The sequence below is a fragment of the Dyadobacter diqingensis genome (assembly GCF_024220585.1).
In the GTDB taxonomy this organism is placed as follows: domain Bacteria; phylum Bacteroidota; class Bacteroidia; order Cytophagales; family Spirosomataceae; genus Dyadobacter; species Dyadobacter diqingensis.
The window spans coordinates 176,917-193,362 of sequence record NZ_JAMXKF010000003.1 but is presented as its reverse complement, the minus strand read 5'-3'; the positions used below and the strand labels follow the sequence as shown (position 1 = coordinate 193,362).

Here is a 16,446-nt window from a genome sequence, read left to right as displayed (position 1 = left end):
TCGTAAGAGTCGGGCTCGATTTTTTTACTACGAAATTTAAAAAGCCACTAATTATGAAAAAAGCCTACATATTTCCGGGTCAGGGTTCTCAGTTTAAAGGTATGGGTCTGGATCTGTACCAAAGTTCCGATTCAGCTAAAGCATTGTTTGACCAGGCAAACGACATTTTAGGCTTTGAAATAACCAAGATCATGTTTGAGGGTACCGACGAAGAACTCAAACAAACCAACGTAACACAACCTGCCATTTTTATTCATTCGGTTGTTCTGGCAAAGATCAGCACGGATTTTGCGCCTGAAATGGTGGCCGGTCATTCTTTGGGTGAATTTTCAGCCCTTGTAGCCGCTGGTGCCTTGTCATTTGAAGATGGGTTACGCCTGGTTGCTCAGCGCGCTGACGCCATGCAAAAAGCCTGTCTGATCCGCCCTTCCACCATGGCTGCGATTCTTGGTCTTGACGATAAAACGATTGAAGACATTTGTGCTAGCATTATCGACGAAGTTGTGGTACCTGCCAATTATAACTGTCCGGGACAGGTTGTAATATCCGGAACGATCGAAGGCGTTGAAAAAGCCTGTGAACTATTAAAAGCTGCGGGCGCAAAACGTGCATTGATCCTACCTGTTGGCGGTGCTTTCCATTCACCACTTATGGAACCTGCACGCGCGGAACTTGCTGCGGCAATTAACGCGGCCGAATTTGAATCCCCTATCTGCCCGATTTATCAGAACGTCAATGCGAAGCCCGCAACTGAGGTAACGGTCATCAAGGAAAACCTGATCGCGCAGTTAACTGCACCGGTGAGATGGACCCAGTCGGTGGAACAAATGGTGGCAGACGGAGCAGGAATATTTATTGAATCAGGTCCTGGAAAAGTTTTACAGGGATTGGTTAAAAAGATCGCCAGCGGTGTTGAATTAAAAAGTATTTGAAATTTTTTTTTCAAAAAACTTGACAAATAAAAAAACTCGTATTACTTTTGCACCACTAACACGGTATTGGCCGATGGTGTAATGGTAACACTGGACATTTTGGTTGTCTCATTCAGGGTTCGAGTCCTTGTCGGCCAACAACTTTTTAGCAAAGAGCTCATTATCTAATGAGCTCTTTTTTTATTCTTTCTCACACTAATTTTCATTCGAAAACTGTACACTCCCCCTAAGTCAGAGTCGTTAAAATTCAATTCTTAAAATATTTTTTCCGATCAATAACTATTAGGAAACGAAAACAGAAAAAAGGTTACATATCTTCTTGAAAAATGATAATTATTTTCGGACGAAATGTTACATTTACTATGTATAACCTAAATGCCCCGTAAATGAAAATCGACACAAAAGTTAAGAAAAGAGACCGGGAACGGACCAAGGGAAAAATTCTCAAGGCCGTCGGAGAAGTGATTGAACAACATGGCACCGAAAAAGTCGGCGTAAATTTGATTGCTCGCACGGCGGGCGTCAACAAAGTACTGATTTACAGATACTTTGAAAGTGTTGACGGTCTGATGGAGCAGTATGTGAAATCAGGAGAGTACACCTCGACCATGGCTGATGATTACATCGACAACATGACCCTCGTCCCACCCGATGAACGCAGAAAAGCATTAACAGGCCTGATGCAGACTTTCCTTACAGATTTAAGGGAGCGCAAAGCGACCCGCGATTTGTTAAGATGGGAAATTGGCACAGGAAAATCGATGCTTTCAGATGCAAGGAATCAGATTGCTACACGAATTGTCGACAAAGTGGGAGAATTGCCCGACTTCAAAGACACGAGCGCTCTGATGGCCTTTTTAACGGCAGGAATCTACTACATGACGATCGCGACAGATTACCGTGAGAAAATGATCGATGTAGACCTGCACACAGACGAAGGCTGGAAAAGAATCGAAAATGTGATTGAAAGAATTATCGCTACAATCGCTTAAAAAGTAAATCCGCTTATATCGGGAGTCCTTCACGAATGTAAATTCTGAAGGACTCTTTTTTGTTGCTTCTACAAATAAAACGAGAACGCTTCGTGTATATTTGCAGCGCGGAGATATCCTGAAAATCCAGGTTCAACAATTAAAACAACAATCTTCGTTGACAAGTCGAAAATTATGAGTGTTCTGAAAAAACTTGCCGGGGATACGGTGATGTATGGCGTGAGTACCATGTTGGGAAGAATGCTTAATTATCTGCTCGTCATGCTTCATACGAAGTTGTTCTTACCCGAACAGCTTGCCTCTCAGGTTCAGTTATATTCCTACGCAGGACTTTCCCTTGTGGTTTACACTTTCGGTATGGAAAGCGCCTACTTCTGGTTTGCGAGGAAAGAAGGAGACCGCCAAAAATATTATAACCTTGTTTTGAGTGCTGTTATATTGGTCAGCATTTTCTTTTCCGGCACTATATTTCTTTTTGCCGAAAGCGTTTCCAACCTGATCCACTATCCCGAAGAAGTTACATTGGTACGCTGGATGTCCATTATCATGGCCATTGACGGCATTGTTTCTATACCTTTTGCAAGGCTAAGGCTGGAAAAAAAGGCTAAAAAATTCGTAACCGCCAGGGTAGCCAACATCCTCATGAATATCGGTTTAAACTTCTTTTTCCTGATCGTTTGCCGCGACATCTATGACGCAAAATATCTGACCTTTTTAAAACCAGCAATCGATCTGTTCTATAATCCGGCCGTCGCTGCGGGATATATCGTTTTGGCCAATCTTGTGGCCAATCTTATGTTTTTCGCGTTTTTGTATAAGGAATTTGCAGATTTCAGGTTTGTTTTTGACATGAGCTTATTTAAGCCCATGTGGGTTTATGCCTTTCCTCTTTTTATCATGAACCTGGCCGGCGTAACCAATCTACTTTTCGACAGAACATTTTTGCAATATCTGATCCCCAATAATTTTTATCCCGGAAGGACGACAAAAGATGCTATCGGAATTTATGGTCAGTGTTTCAAGCTTTCCATCTTTATGAATCTGGCTATTCAGGCCTTTAAGTACGCAGCAGAGCCGTTCTTCTATTCAAAGGCGGAGGACAAAAATGCACCTTCTGTATTTGCCGATGTGATGAAGTGGTTTATTGTGATCTGCGCGACGATGTGGGTAGGTATTTGCCTTAACCTGCATTTGCTGGCTGAAATATTTTTAAGGAAAAAAATATTTCACGAAGGATTGGCTGTGGTGCCATGGCTCCTGCTTGGGTTTTTATTTCTGGGGATATACTACAACCTGGCGACCTGGTTCAAGCTCTCGAATAAAACGCAGTACGGCACGTACATAACGCTGACAGGCGCAAGTATCACCATTGTCCTGAACCTGCTCCTGGTGCCTCAAATCGGCTACCTGGGCTGCGGGATTGCATTCGCGTCATCCGGGCTCGTTATGATGATTCTTTGTTATTATTACGGACAAAAATATTATCCGATACCTTACAACCTCAATTCAGCTTTGGGATATATCTTTGGCGGCGGCGTATTTATTTTGCTGGATGTTTTCTTAATTCCATCAGATTCCGTCGCGGGCTTCGCTTACCATATGCTTTTCTTTGTGCTGTTCTGTATTCTTGTCGTTTTCGCCGAAAGAAAGGCACTGCCGCAACGTTATCAGCGGATCTTAGGCGCCAAATAGAATTTATTTGTTCTGGTTTTCTTTCGCCGCATCTCTCAGCAATTTATTGGCAAAAATAAACTCGTTCAGCTCCGGCACTTTGGTATTGGTAATATCAGAATTAAGCCCTTCCCAAAGCTTATCTCCCTGATAAAGAAAAATGATATTCTGCCCGATTTCCATCACGGAGTTCATGTCATGGGTTATGATCACGGTGGTGATTTTATATTCCTCGGTAATTTCCTTGATCAGTTCATCGATCTTGACAGAGGTAAGCGGATCAAGCCCTGAGTTTGGCTCATCGCAAAATAAGTATTTAGGGTTCATCACAATCGCCCGCGCAATGCCTACACGCTTTTTCATACCGCCGCTGATTTCAGAAGGCATTCGTTTTCCTGTTCCCTCCAACCCCACCCGCTGAAGACAAAATTCAACGCGTTCCTTTTTCTCGGCCGCAGAAATATCTGTTAACATATCGAGAGGAAAACGTACATTTTCTTCTACGGTCTGTGAATCAAAAAGTGCGCCGCCCTGAAATAAAACACCCATTTCACGGCGGATTGACTGGCGCATGTCTTTATCTGAATTATAAAAATCCCTGCCGCTATAAAGAACATTCCCCCGATCCGGTTTAATCAATCCGATCATCGTTTTCAGCAAAACACTCTTCCCAGTTCCACTGCCGCCGATGATCAGGTTGGTTTCACCTTCCCGAAATGTGCTTGTTATGCCTTTTAATACTTCCTTACCGTTGAATGCTTTTGCTATATCTTTTATTTCAATCATTTTCCTGGTTATTAAGGATCAGAAAAAGCCATGCGCTATTATAAATTTAAAGACGCCGGCCATCGGTAACCCATTATAATAAAAGCTGCGCTAATAAATAATCTGCTATCAAAATAGAAATACAGCTGTTTGTTACAGCCTGTGTGCTGGATCTTCCCACTTCCAGCGCACCTCCCTGCGTAAAAAATCCCTGGTAAGATGATATGGTGGCAATTAAAAACCCGAATACAAAAGGCTTAACACACATAAAAAAGAGATTATAAGGCACAAACGAGTCGCGAATTCCATATAAATAATCTCTTTCGGTGATCACTCCCGTCAATGTTCCGGCGAGATATCCGCCAAAAATCCCCAGAAAAGCCGCCAGAATTACCAGCATTGGAAACGTAAACATCGCGGCCAGTACCTTGGGAAGCACCAGATAAGAGGATGAATTAATTCCCATCACTTCCAAAGCATCAATCTGCTCCGTAATACGCATCGTGCCCAGTTCACTGGCAATATTAGACCCAACTTTACCCGCCAAAACAATGCAGGTGATCGTGGGAGCAAGTTCGAGAATCTGCATATCGCGCACAATCAGTGCAACTGTGGATACAGGAATGATGGGACTTACGAGGTTATAGGCGGTTTGTATACACGACACCGCGCCGATAAAAGTGGAAACAATAGCAACAATAAAGATGGAGCTGACCCCTATGCCGACACTTTCTTCCATGAATCGCCGCCAATAGACCGACAATTTTTCACCTTTTCCAAAGAGGGACCCTAAAAAAATAAAGTATTTTCCGATTACAGACATAGTATCTTAATTGTATTCAATATTTTCGGGAAAATTAGACAAAAAAAGAGCTAAACAGAAAAATGAATCCATTAGTAGTTATCACAGGTGGTACAAAAGGTATTGGAAAGGCATTGATTGAAGAGTTTCTGGCCGGAGGTTTTGACGTTATCACCTGCGCAAGAAACGAAAACGATCTGTCTACATTACAAAATGAAATGAAGGAGCAGTTCCCCGGACACTCGGTTTTTTTCCAAAAAGCTGATCTTTCTTTGAGACATGAACTGAATGGATTTATTGATTTTGTAAAATCTCATAAACGGCCGGTCGACGTACTGATCAATAACACCGGCGTTTTTATTCCCGGTCAGGTGCACAACGAAACCGAAGGAACGCTGGAAAAAACAATAGAAACGAATTTATACAGTGCCTATCACCTCACCCGCGGCGTTATCGATGAGATGATCCAGGTAAAAAAAGGTCATATTTTCACAATTTGTTCGACAGCCAGCATTACGGCTTATCCAAACGGAGGCTCCTATTGCATTTCAAAATTTGCGTTGTACGGCATGACAAAAGTGCTGCGTGAGGAAATGAAACCGTTTGGCATAAAAGTAACAGCCGTTCTACCCGGTGCAACGCTCACCGACAGCTGGAAAGGGACAGAGCTTCCGACAGAAAGATTTATAGATCCGAAAGACGTCTCCGGAGCCATCTGGTCGGCCTATTCGCTCTCTTCCAGAGCAGTGCTGGAAGAAATTTTAATAAGACCGCAGCTTGGAGATCTCGATTGATTAGTGAAGAATGAAGCATTTTTGCTAAATTGCCGCATTTTTAAAATTATTTATAAAACCCTTATTTCATTTCATGGAACAATACCTTGGTATAGACGTGGGCGGTACTAACGTAAAAATGGGGATCGTTGACGCTACAGATGGGAGAATTTCTAATTTTTATAGCCACGATACCGCTAGCTGGCGCAGTTCAGGACACTTTATAGAACGCCTTGGTGACGCCATCGCTTTGCAGCTGGTTGAACATACGGAAGTTAAAAGAGTAGGAATAGGCGTTCCCGGCCTGATCTCACGTGACCGTACCACATTGTTGGAAATCACAGCAATTCCGGAAATTGACGGCATCACAATTGTTCCGGATTTAAAGGCTCGTTTCCCTCAGCATGATTTTTTCCTTGAAAATGATGCAAATGCAGCAGCATTGGGAGAATATTATTTTGGAGAAGATAAACTTCCTGAAGACTATATTTTTGTAACACTTGGAACGGGTATCGGTGGCGCTGCCATTATCGATAAAAAAGTTTTCAAAGGTGGTGGCGGAAACGCAATGGAGCCAGGGCACGTACCTTCAAAAGGAGGAAAAGTACTGGAACGTAATATCGGAAAGAAAGAGCTTTTGGATATGGCACATGCCATGAGAGAGAATTTCGCAGGAAAAACGCAATTGCCGGATAACGGTACCATTTCTACAACGGGATTGGTAGCAGCGGCTGCGGCTGGCGACGAATTGGCCAAGCAGATTTTCCACGAAATGGGTTATCTGTTGGGTGAGGGGCTGGTTTCTATGGTAAGAATTCTTGACATCACCACGATCCTGATTGGCGGCGGTATTTCTGCTTCCTTTGAATATATTTTACCAGCGATCAACGAAAGATTTGAATACTGGCTCACTCCTTATTACATGAAGACTATCAGCATCAAAAGAGCAACTTTGGCCAACGATGCCGGATTGCTGGGTGCGGCATCACTGTGTTTCGAATAAGGATAATTCTATCGGTTATTCTGCCAGGGCATAGTAAAAATTTATCGGTGAAGAAATCCGGGTCTGATGAAAAGAAGACCTGGAACGGAGCCTTATTTTATGGCTTTTAAAATTCCTGACACTAAAAATAATGATCAGCAGGCGTTAAGACACCTGCTGATAAGGATCAAAAAACTGGTCTGATATATATTAAGGCAATCGTCAGACACAATCCGGGATATCGGATTTATTGTTTGACGATTGTTTTTGATACTTCCAGGCCATCATCATTTTTCATACGCAGTACATAAGTACCTGCCGGCCAGGCAGAAATATTCATTTCAAGATTCCTGCTCAGTTTCAGCTTTGCAGCATGATAAGACTGTCCTTTGCTGTTGAAAATCTCCAGACTACCCGATACAGATTTCTGAAAATCCATCTGTAACACATTGCTAACCGGGTTCGGGTAAACTTTCCAGAAAATATCATTAGGATCAGGCTCAGTACCCAATATCGGTGAAAGGTCGATAACCGACTGTGCATAAGCCGACTCGGATTTATCACTAACTGCCTTGATCCGGTAGGTATAAACCGAAGTCATTTCAACATCCTTGTCTTCAAAAAGAAGCGTCTTGGCATCGAATTTTTTCAGGGTTTTAAAATCGCCTGACGTCCCCGATTTTTTCTCCAAAACATAAGACACAGTCCCGGTAACCGCAGTCCAGCTGATATTGACAGAGCTAAAATCTGATTTCGCAGTCGTTAAAGTAATGGCAGGCAAACTGCTTACCACCGCTACATCATAAAAGGAAAAAGCGCCAAGGTTTCTTTTATTCCTCAGATACGGCCCGGTAAACAACCCGATTTTGTAGGAAAACGGAACGATCAGCGGCAGATTTTTGGGAATAAAAGATGGCAAATAGCTAATTTTTGTCGCCGTAGACGGTTCTTTTAAAGTCAGAATAACCCTGTTACCATCCACTTTCCCCGCAGAAAAATGTGCGTTTTTCTCATCATTATTCAGATAAAAAAGATTTTTAAGGCTCATCACCAGCGGTGTACCGTCCTGTCCCTTTATGGTCGTATCCGCTGCCCATTTCAAAATTTGCCCCTCATCAAATGTCAACGTTATTTCATCCTTTTTATCGGTAGTATAAAATGCTTTCTGAATATCCGGGCTGCGGACATTATCCGAATCGTTGGATTTATAAACCGTCGGTCTTAAAAACCGGTACAGCCGTTTACCTAATTCTTCATAACCCGGTCTGTCATAATGCACGCCATCGTAGCCAGGAACACCTATCGCCGTAAAATTATCCGTCTTAGGGTAAAGATATTTTGTCCGGCGCAAGAAATCCCTGACCGACCCTCCTACCGGATTCTGCACGTCGTTATCCAAAACGAGAACATTACTCTGGACAACAATAAACTGATCGACAGTAGGATAATCTTTAAGCCAGAATTTGAAGAGCTTGTCATAATCATCAGCATAATTCCCGATGTTTTCAAAGACTTCCTGCTCACCGTGCACCCAGAAAAATGCCCTTATTCTTGTCGGTTTGGCAATATTGACCCGGTGAAGCAATAAACCGTAGACCGAGTTAGGATTAGCAGGATTGGCTTCCTCCCTGCCCAGAAATTCGCTTACCTTTTTACCAGGCAAAGAACCATTGATGACGCAGGTCGGGATGCTGTCCTGATCAATAATCGATTTTTGCAGTTCCAGTCCCCACGCACCCACATACGGCCATGACCAGGCCGCCTGTATCCACAACGTGTCGCCGGCGCCAATACTGGCATCCGTGTCGGATGGCAGACGGGCGATAGTCCTGCAATATTTCCCCGGGCCATTCCCAAAAACGGTCGCAGCCCCGTTTGACTGGCCAGAAATGATATAAAAATCACCCGCGACAATTTCATTCCGTCTTACGATCAGCACCGAGTCAGCTCCCTTCCGGGCAAAAACCTCAAAACTGTAATCGGCTATTTCCGCTTTTATTTTTGGTTTAAGATCAAAAGAACCGGAAGTTTTTCCACCGTAATTGATAGGTGATTTGGCGAAACCGTAACGAACATTATTCCGATAAGTTACCACCGACATATGGTCCCAACCGGGAATTTCAATAACACCGGAAATGGGCACCTCCGCCAAATTATTATCATCCCGGGCATACAATTGCATGTCTTTGGGCAGCTTGTCAAATACAACCGAGTAAAATCTTTGACCATAGCCTTCTGTCAAAGAAAGGAAAATGAAAAGAGCGAGCGCAAAAAGTCTCCTGTTGAGTAAAGTCATGTCATTAAAAATTACTTTTCAAATAGCTAATAATCAATAAAAAAGAATTCCCATCCGGCCATTAATAAACCAAAAGCTTATTAATTTCGGGGCGTGTTGTGAGGCCTTTCACCCGTGTGTCGGGTCCTAAAAGAAACTGACCAAATTATTTTCACGTATTTAAATTACAACAAAATTTTCTATAATGATCTCAAAGATATTATAGAAAAAATTTGATGTACAATAGTTGCAAAAAAATGTACTGACCGGTGAGATCAACAGATATTAACCAAATACTAAAAACCGATATTCAAAAAAAGAGCGAATTGCTTCCGGTAAACTTTAAATAACTAATTTCGTCATTCGTAACACCCTGATTTCGTTACATTTTCAATCTTTTAACCCTTTTAAAAAGCTACATAAACACTATACACTGGCTTTTAATAATGACTATGAAAAATAATTTACTCCTACTTTTTTTACTTTTTTCAGGACTGGGCATTTCCAGAAATTATGCACAAACGATCGGCGTGGCGGCTTTTGATAAACTTCCGGCCGACAAACAGCTCTTTGCAAGGGATAAAAACAAACAAGCCGACATAACCATTGCCGGAAAAGTCCAGTCTACGGGTTATGCTTATGTCTCCGTTGTGAAATTCCGGAATAAGGCACGTATCGGTTATCAAAAAGCAGCCTTGTCATACGCCGGATCCAATGCACCTTTTAGCCTTACTTCTAAAATAAAGGCAGAACTCGCAGAATATGCATTTGAAGTATATGCCTGTAAATCTGCGACCGACTCGTCGCTGATCGTTCGCCGCAACGATATCCTTGCCGGTGATTTTTACCTCATTTATGGCCAGTCCAATGCCGTGGCATGGGAAGTGGATTATACTTACCGCAATGAATTTTGCCGCACTTATGGTTTTAACGGAGGCGGAAATGGCTGGGGTTTATCCAATGACCTCTCACCAAGAGTCGGCATTTTTGGAATAGAATTTCAGCGCCGGGTTGCAGAAAAATATCAGATCCCAACCTGTGTTATGAACGGAGCCATGGCTGGCGCATCGATCGTGGACCTTACGGGAAGAAATCCCAACAACCATGCAGACGCAACAACCGGTTATGGCATTATGCTCAATTACGCACAACAATCCGGGTTACTTCCATCCTTGAAGGGTATATTTTACTGGCAGGGAGAAGCCGAGGCCGCTTCCGATGACCCGACCGTCTGGGCACCGCGTTTTGACAAGCTGATGACGCAGTTACAGGAAGATTATCCGATGATCGAAAAAATGTATGTTTTTCAGCTTCCGCTTTTTGGCGGCGGCGCTTATGACGACAGAATCGGCGCATTTCGGGAACAGCAGCGATTATTAAATAAAAAATATCCGATCATTCAACCTTACGCAGCATTAGGTGCGCCGGACTGGAACGGGTTTCACTACGGCCTGAACGGTTATCTTCAGGTAGGCCGGGACCTCGCCGAAATGGCTGGCTTTTATCACTATGGCGCGAAGGAAAAGGCAACATCACCAAGTTTACAGAAGGCTTTTTACTCAACGCCAAAAAAGGATGAAGTAACAATGGTCTTTGAAGATTATCAGCAAATGGTTTATCCAAATGACACCATCAGCGACAATATTCCGGGAAGCCAGGAGGCTAGATCTGTTTATTCGGTTAAAGATTTCTTCTACCTCAATAAAGACCGGGAGAAATTAAAGGCCGGAAGAGCCGAGGCGAACCGGGTTATCGTAACATTGAAAACAGTGGCAAACGATACCACGATAAAATATTTGCCTTCCAAATATCATTATGCCGGCTTGTCGTCTGCACCGTGGGTTTATATCGGTCCTTTTTTGAAAAATACCAGAGGGTTCCGGGCTTTTGCGTTTCACTACAATACGATCAACCCTTATGTTGATCTCGGAACATTGGAGCTTACAGCGTCGGAGTCAAAGAATCATGTGGCGTTAAATTGGAACAAACTACCGAATGTAACAGGATATATTCTGGAAAGGCTGGACGGTAAAGACTCTCTTCAGACGCATGAAATCATGTATCTGCCCAAAGATCAGACATCCTATACCGATCTTTCCGCTAAAAAAGGAGTAGCTTATACTTATCAGATCAGAGGTTATACCGATAAATCGGAGTCAGCAATTGCCTATCTGAAATTCACGAAAGAAAGTGAAGATGTTGTCGACGAAACAATTGTCGATATCAATGTCTATCCAAACCCGACGATTGACGTGATTAACGTCGTTTCCACGACCGATAAAATCAACCAGATCGATATTTTTTCTGTGGCCGGCAAAAAAATGGAAACCAGGACATATTCCGGAGATGAGTGGGTTACACTTCCGACAACCAGCCTGGGTGGCGGGCAATATATCCTGAAAGTTCACACGGCCGAAAAAACCAGCTCACACAAGGTTTTAGTGGTAAAATAATTTATCCTGTTTCCTGTCACTGGCCGTAAAAAGCCAGTGGCGGTCAAACATGGCCAAAAACCACAATACCATGATCATCGGCAGCGAATATTTATCCCACGATAACTGTGCTTTTCCCAACAACAAAATATTGATCAGCACCACGCAGCTGGTAAGATTGAAATAAGGCGAAAAAAAGCGCATCATCGTAATCAGCATCAAAAGCCCGAAAATGATCTGTTTGACAAAACCGGTGATACCAATGGTCATAAACAGCTGATCCACATACCCCAGATAAGGCCAGGTAAAATACGGGTTGTAAGCTTGTCTGGCAGGAAAGAGCATGATCAGTGCTCCGATCAGGATTATATATCCGATAAACAAACGCGGATGGTTTTTGGGATAATCAATAAAATACCGAAGGTTACGGGTTATTAAAACCTCAGGAATAATATAATAAACCGCCAGGCAGGCCGAGGAATAAATTACATATCCAAAGTTGTACTGAATAAGTTTGTCCGAATCGTAATACTGCTTTGTCATCACGGCGGCGGGTGCAGGACCTTTCCATAACAAAATCCAGGGAACAATACTTAACACAGCCAGCGCATAAGGCAACCATGTTCTGTCTGTAAACAAACCCGTTAAAAAGTGCCTGATACTGAAATCCTTTTTCAGGCGTTCGAGGAATTCATAGGCCACAATCGCAGCCGGGAAAGCCAGCATATATTGCCTGCTCGCAACCGCGCCGATAAAAAATATCATCCCCCACCAATGTGCTTTCCGGATATAAGCCACCACACCGGCCAGCACGCCGATCATCGCGAAAATATCGGTGTAGTAATAAACACTGCACAAATAGTAATTCGGAAAAGCCATTAACCCCGCCAAACAAAGAAAAAAACGTTTGGAATAATCGGGACTTCCCCAGACAAAAATCATCAGCAAAGCAAAACTTACGGCAAACGTCAGCAAACGAAGACACTGAATATTTTCCCCGAATACACTTACTACCCATCCGCCCAGAATAAATGGTACCGGCGTATTTAATTCGCCATAACTTTTTAGTAAATCCAGAGAGGGAATTGGCTCTTTGCTAAAAAAAACAGCCGTTGGCAGGTAATGATGTTCGTCCTGATAATTCTCTCCGAGAAAATTTTGTTTCAGAAAAAAAATGGCAATAAAAATAACTAAAATACCAAGTGAGATATAAAGCTTTGGGGAACGCATAAATATTTCTTTATATGAAATTTACTTCGGCATTTAAACGAATACCGAACTTTTCTTCAATGGACTGCTGAATTTTTTGTGACAATAACTTTATTTCCTCGCCACTTCCGCCGCCATAGTTAACCAGCACAAGTGCCTGCCGTGCGTGCACGCCTATGACGCCATCACGATAACCTTTCCAGCCAGCTTGCTCAATAAGCCAACCCGCAGGAACTTTGACAAAGCTAGGGCTTGCCGGATAACCTGGCAATGCCGGAAAATCACTTTTAAGGCGATTATATTGCTCCTCAGGTATTTCGGGATTCTTAAAGAAACTTCCTGCATTCCCGATTTCCGCCGGGTCAGGGAGTTTACTTTTTCGGATACTGATCACAGCTTCGCTTACCGACTTAATAGAAAGCGTCTGCACACCCATTTCTTCCAGCGTTTTTTGAATATCTCCATAGGCAACATGATAAACCGGCTTTTTATTCAGACGAAATAATACGCCGGTAATAATGCACTTGCCTTTTAATTCATGTTTGAAAATACTTTCACGATAACCAAACCGGCATTCTTCATTGGAAAACACTTTGGGTTCTGCATGCTCTGATGAAATTGTTTCCACCGTTTCCACAACCTCTTTTACTTCCACCCCATAGGCACCGATGTTCTGCATCGGTGCAGCTCCTACCGTTCCCGGAATCAGCGACAGGTTTTCCACACCCGCATATCCGTTATCCACACAATACATCACGAAGTCGTGCCACATTTCGCCCGCACCCACATGCAGCCAGATATGGTCATCGTCTTCCTTCACTTTTTCAATACCTTTTATCGAAATTTTGATGACAAGCGCATCGATATCCTGTGTAAGCAAAATGTTACTTCCTCCACCCAGAATAAATTTAGGCGTCCCGCGCAGCTCAGGATTTTTAATAATCGCCGTCAGTGCCCCGACCGACTTTACCTCTTCAAAAGACTGCGCCCGGGATTCGAGCCCGAAAGTATTCAGATTACGCAGGGAAACGTTATGTTGCATTTGTCCAGATTGTATTCAATAAGTAAGCAAAGTTAGGTATTAGATTCAAAATAGCACACCGGCGTGGTTTATCTCTCTAATTTTGGTTAAGTTTGTAAGTTCATTACGAATTGTTTTATACATGTCGCTCGAAAAGAAATTATTTTTGCTGGTGATCCCACTTAGTTTTCTGGCTTTGTCAGGATGCAGTAAAAAGACTACGCCCGGCGGCACTACGACGACAGAGTATCGTGAAGACCTGTCATCCGTACGACCACGTTTTGAATATGTTGAGCCCAGTATTGTAAAGAAGGCTCAGACGAAACCGGGGGTGACTGAAACTTTACCGACAGGGTCAGGCGACAAACCTCTTTATGTTAATAAAAGACTGGAAACTGTTTTGGACACGATGGCCCAGCAGAATAAAGCCATTAAATATATAAGCGGATATAGAATACAACTTTATGTTGGCAATGTCCGTCAGGAAGCGGATAATGCCAAGGCATATATTTACCAGTCTTTTCCTGATTTGAATCCTTATGTTTCATATTCCCAGCCTACTTACCGGGTAAAAGCAGGCGATTTTATGTACCGTAGCGACGCGGAACAATATCTGGAACAGATCAGAGCACAATATTCCTCGGCAGTTATTCTTGCCGACCGTGTGGAAATAAAACGGAGCCTGCTCATACGCGTGCCCGCTGAATAGATTAAAATTCAGAAATAGGCTAATAATTTTATCTTTGTATTTTATATACATACTAATTGACGATGAAGAAGGCATTAATTACAGGTATTACAGGACAGGACGGAGCGTATTTGGCTGAATTGCTATTAAGTAAAGGGTATGAAGTGCACGGTATCAAACGCCGCAGCTCCCTTTTCAATACCCAAAGAATTGACCACATTTATGAAGATCCGCATGAAAAAAATGTGCGTTTTCACTTACACTACGGTGATTTAAGTGATTCTACGAACATCATCCGGATTATCCAGGAAGTGCAGCCAGACGAGATTTACAATCTTGGTGCGATGTCACACGTTCAGGTGAGTTTTGAAGAACCTGAGTACACAGCCAATGTTGACGGAATCGGTACACTTCGTATTCTGGAAGCGGTTCGTTTATTGGGTTTAACCAAGAAAACACGTATTTATCAGGCATCGACTTCTGAATTGTACGGTTTGGTTCAGGAGGTTCCTCAGTCTGAGCGTACGCCGTTTTATCCTCGTTCACCTTATGCAGTAGCGAAATTATACGGATACTGGATTACTGTAAACTACCGTGAAGCTTACGACATGTATGCGGTTAATGGTATTCTTTTCAACCACGAATCTCCTTTACGCGGCGAAACTTTCGTAACGCGTAAAATCACCAGAGCTGTGGCAAGAATTGCATTGGGCTTGCAGGAAAAAGTTTTCCTTGGAAACCTTGATGCACAACGCGATTGGGGACATGCCAAAGATTTCGTGGAAGCAATGTGGCTTATTCTTCAGCAGGAAGTAGCGGAAGATTTTGTAATTGCTACCGGCGTTACAACGCGTATCCGTGATTTCGTACGTATGGCTTTTGCCGAAGTAGGCGTAGAACTGGAATTCATTGGTGAAGGCGTGAATGAAATTGCCAAAGTTGTGAAATGCAACGATCCTAATTACCAGATCAAAATCGGTCAGGAAGTTGTTGCGATCGATCCAAAATATTTCCGTCCGACAGAAGTTGAATTATTGATCGGTGACCCTACCAAATCCATGACAAAACTGGGCTGGAAACCTAAATATGATTTGAAAGCGCTGGTAAATGACATGGTTTCTGCTGATTTGACATTGTTCAAAAAAGATCAGATTCTTGAAAACAGCGGTCACCGTGTGATGAACTATTACGAATAGAATATCCGGTTGATACTATAACAAGAGAGCCGCAGGAAATTTCCTGCGGCTCTCTTGTTATACAATACTTTGATAAATTAGATGGAAGGGATCGCTTTACCGATGCTAAGCAATGTTCCCGGTTCCTGATATCCAATTACCTGCTTAACTATTTCTCCGTCAGGATTGATAAAGAATAAAGTCGGATAACCTTCCAATGGATATTTTCGTGCCAGTTTCGGGCCTTCTCCGCTTTCCATATCCACTTTCACATTGATAAATTTCTGATTGAACAATGCCCCTACTTCCGGTTTGGTAAATACATTTTTCTGCAACAGTTTACACGGTCCGCACCAGGTTGTATAAGCATCAAGAAAAACGATTTTCTTTTCCGCCTTTGCCTTTTTCAATATGGCTGCCCACGATCCTTCGGTAAACTTAATACCAACATCTTTTTTGGGTTCTTTTTTGTCGCCATCGTTAGCATAGGCTGTGGAAAAAGCCAAAGCCACCACGAACAACAGAGAAATCATTTTTTGAAAACCTTTCATTGCCTCCTTATATTATAGTTTGAATAAATACTTAACGAAATCACTCACCTGATTTATTTCATTAAACCAATTCTTATCCAATAGGTTCAACTTTTCATCATAAAAAAGGAAGACGAACATAATTAAATTTTTCCTAAAAAAAGCGCCCTCGCATTACTAATTGCAAGGGCGCCGGTTC

14 protein-coding genes are annotated in these 16,446 nt (G+C 42.7%); 8 read left to right on the top strand and 6 right to left on the bottom strand.

Annotation, left to right across the window (positions count from 1 at the left end; translation table 11 throughout):
- The first annotated feature begins 53 nt into the window (after positions 1–53).
- The 3 genes from fabD (at position 54) to M1L62_RS09950 (ending at position 3,616) form a co-directional block, all read left to right on the top strand.
- Complete coding sequence (gene fabD, locus M1L62_RS09960) at positions 54–932, top strand: ACP S-malonyltransferase (RefSeq protein ID WP_254412891.1); 879 nt, start codon at positions 54–56, stop codon at positions 930–932.
- Between the two features lie 386 nt (positions 933–1,318).
- The gene (locus M1L62_RS09955; RefSeq protein ID WP_254412890.1) at positions 1,319–1,924 is read left to right on the top strand and encodes a TetR/AcrR family transcriptional regulator; all 606 of its coding nucleotides are present in this window, start codon (positions 1,319–1,321) and stop codon (positions 1,922–1,924) included.
- A 174-nt stretch (positions 1,925–2,098) separates the two neighbouring features.
- On the top strand, positions 2,099–3,616 hold the full coding sequence (locus M1L62_RS09950) for an oligosaccharide flippase family protein (RefSeq protein ID WP_254412889.1): 1,518 nt from the start codon (positions 2,099–2,101) through the stop codon (positions 3,614–3,616).
- A gap of 3 nt (positions 3,617–3,619) precedes the next feature.
- Here M1L62_RS09950 and M1L62_RS09945 read toward each other — a convergent pair whose 3' ends face one another.
- Positions 3,620–4,381 carry an ABC transporter ATP-binding protein gene (locus tag M1L62_RS09945; protein ID WP_254412888.1) on the bottom strand — a complete coding sequence of 254 codons (762 nt, stop codon included), beginning with the start codon at positions 4,379–4,381 and terminating at the stop codon, positions 3,620–3,622.
- 73 nt (positions 4,382–4,454) lie between these two features.
- On the bottom strand, positions 4,455–5,183 hold the full coding sequence (locus tag M1L62_RS09940; RefSeq protein ID WP_254412887.1) for an MlaE family ABC transporter permease: 729 nt from the start codon (positions 5,181–5,183) through the stop codon (positions 4,455–4,457).
- Positions 5,184–5,245: 62 nt separating this feature from the next.
- Here M1L62_RS09940 and M1L62_RS09935 point away from each other — a divergent pair, with 62 nt between their 5' ends.
- Positions 5,246–5,956: an SDR family oxidoreductase gene (locus M1L62_RS09935; protein ID WP_254412886.1), complete on the top strand. Its 711-nt coding sequence runs from the start codon at positions 5,246–5,248 to the stop codon at positions 5,954–5,956.
- Between the two features lie 73 nt (positions 5,957–6,029).
- The gene (locus M1L62_RS09930) at positions 6,030–6,938 is read left to right on the top strand and encodes an ROK family protein (protein ID WP_254412885.1); all 909 of its coding nucleotides are present in this window, start codon (positions 6,030–6,032) and stop codon (positions 6,936–6,938) included.
- A 226-nt stretch (positions 6,939–7,164) separates the two neighbouring features.
- Here M1L62_RS09930 and M1L62_RS09925 read toward each other — a convergent pair whose 3' ends face one another.
- Positions 7,165–9,213 (bottom strand): T9SS type A sorting domain-containing protein, encoded by a 2,049-nt coding sequence (locus tag M1L62_RS09925; protein WP_254412884.1) that lies wholly within the window; start codon positions 9,211–9,213, stop codon positions 7,165–7,167.
- Positions 9,214–9,644: 431 nt separating this feature from the next.
- On the opposite strand from M1L62_RS09925, the gene M1L62_RS09920 reads away from it, so the two are divergent.
- Positions 9,645–11,645, top strand: coding sequence for a T9SS type A sorting domain-containing protein (locus M1L62_RS09920; RefSeq protein WP_254412883.1), 2,001 nt, complete (start codon positions 9,645–9,647; stop codon positions 11,643–11,645).
- Here M1L62_RS09920 and M1L62_RS09915 read toward each other — a convergent pair.
- Together M1L62_RS09915 and murB are read right to left on the bottom strand one after the other, a co-directional pair.
- Entirely contained in the window at positions 11,631–12,854 is a 1,224-nt protein-coding gene (locus tag M1L62_RS09915) for a hypothetical protein (protein ID WP_254412882.1), read from the bottom strand. The genes M1L62_RS09920 and M1L62_RS09915 overlap by 15 nt on opposite strands.
- A gap of 10 nt (positions 12,855–12,864) precedes the next feature.
- Positions 12,865–13,875, bottom strand: a complete 1,011-nt coding sequence (gene murB, locus M1L62_RS09910; protein WP_254412881.1) for a UDP-N-acetylmuramate dehydrogenase — start codon at positions 13,873–13,875, stop codon at positions 12,865–12,867.
- Between the two features lie 121 nt (positions 13,876–13,996).
- Here murB and M1L62_RS09905 point away from each other — a divergent pair, with 121 nt between their 5' ends.
- Together M1L62_RS09905 and gmd are read left to right on the top strand one after the other, a co-directional pair.
- Positions 13,997–14,563, top strand: a complete 567-nt coding sequence (locus tag M1L62_RS09905) for an SPOR domain-containing protein (protein ID WP_254412880.1) — start codon at positions 13,997–13,999, stop codon at positions 14,561–14,563.
- Positions 14,564–14,625: 62 nt separating this feature from the next.
- Entirely contained in the window at positions 14,626–15,738 is a 1,113-nt protein-coding gene (gmd, locus tag M1L62_RS09900; protein ID WP_254412879.1) for a GDP-mannose 4,6-dehydratase, read from the top strand.
- A gap of 77 nt (positions 15,739–15,815) precedes the next feature.
- On the opposite strand, the gene M1L62_RS09895 is transcribed toward gmd, so the two are convergent.
- A complete protein-coding gene (locus tag M1L62_RS09895; RefSeq protein WP_254412878.1) occupies positions 15,816–16,268 on the bottom strand; it encodes a thioredoxin family protein in 453 nt (150 codons plus the stop codon).
- Positions 16,269–16,446 lie beyond the last annotated feature (178 nt).

What these genes read in the sequence shown, in the direction of transcription:
- fabD (WP_254412891.1), top strand. Translation starts at nt 54, where the DNA reads ATGAAAAAAGCCTACATATTTCCGGGTCAGGGTTCTCAGTTTAAAGGT.
- M1L62_RS09955 (WP_254412890.1), top strand. Translation starts at nt 1,319, where the DNA reads ATGAAAATCGACACAAAAGTTAAGAAAAGAGACCGGGAACGGACCAAG.
- M1L62_RS09950 (WP_254412889.1), top strand. Translation starts at nt 2,099, where the DNA reads ATGAGTGTTCTGAAAAAACTTGCCGGGGATACGGTGATGTATGGCGTG.
- M1L62_RS09945 (WP_254412888.1), bottom strand. Translation starts at nt 4,381, where the DNA reads ATGATTGAAATAAAAGATATAGCAAAAGCATTCAACGGTAAGGAAGTA.
- M1L62_RS09940 (WP_254412887.1), bottom strand. Translation starts at nt 5,183, where the DNA reads ATGTCTGTAATCGGAAAATACTTTATTTTTTTAGGGTCCCTCTTTGGA.
- M1L62_RS09935 (WP_254412886.1), top strand. Translation starts at nt 5,246, where the DNA reads ATGAATCCATTAGTAGTTATCACAGGTGGTACAAAAGGTATTGGAAAG.
- M1L62_RS09930 (WP_254412885.1), top strand. Translation starts at nt 6,030, where the DNA reads ATGGAACAATACCTTGGTATAGACGTGGGCGGTACTAACGTAAAAATG.
- M1L62_RS09925 (WP_254412884.1), bottom strand. Translation starts at nt 9,213, where the DNA reads ATGACTTTACTCAACAGGAGACTTTTTGCGCTCGCTCTTTTCATTTTC.
- M1L62_RS09920 (WP_254412883.1), top strand. Translation starts at nt 9,645, where the DNA reads ATGAAAAATAATTTACTCCTACTTTTTTTACTTTTTTCAGGACTGGGC.
- M1L62_RS09915 (WP_254412882.1), bottom strand. Translation starts at nt 12,854, where the DNA reads ATGCGTTCCCCAAAGCTTTATATCTCACTTGGTATTTTAGTTATTTTT.
- murB (WP_254412881.1), bottom strand. Translation starts at nt 13,875, where the DNA reads ATGCAACATAACGTTTCCCTGCGTAATCTGAATACTTTCGGGCTCGAA.
- M1L62_RS09905 (WP_254412880.1), top strand. Translation starts at nt 13,997, where the DNA reads ATGTCGCTCGAAAAGAAATTATTTTTGCTGGTGATCCCACTTAGTTTT.
- gmd (WP_254412879.1), top strand. Translation starts at nt 14,626, where the DNA reads ATGAAGAAGGCATTAATTACAGGTATTACAGGACAGGACGGAGCGTAT.
- M1L62_RS09895 (WP_254412878.1), bottom strand. Translation starts at nt 16,268, where the DNA reads ATGAAAGGTTTTCAAAAAATGATTTCTCTGTTGTTCGTGGTGGCTTTG.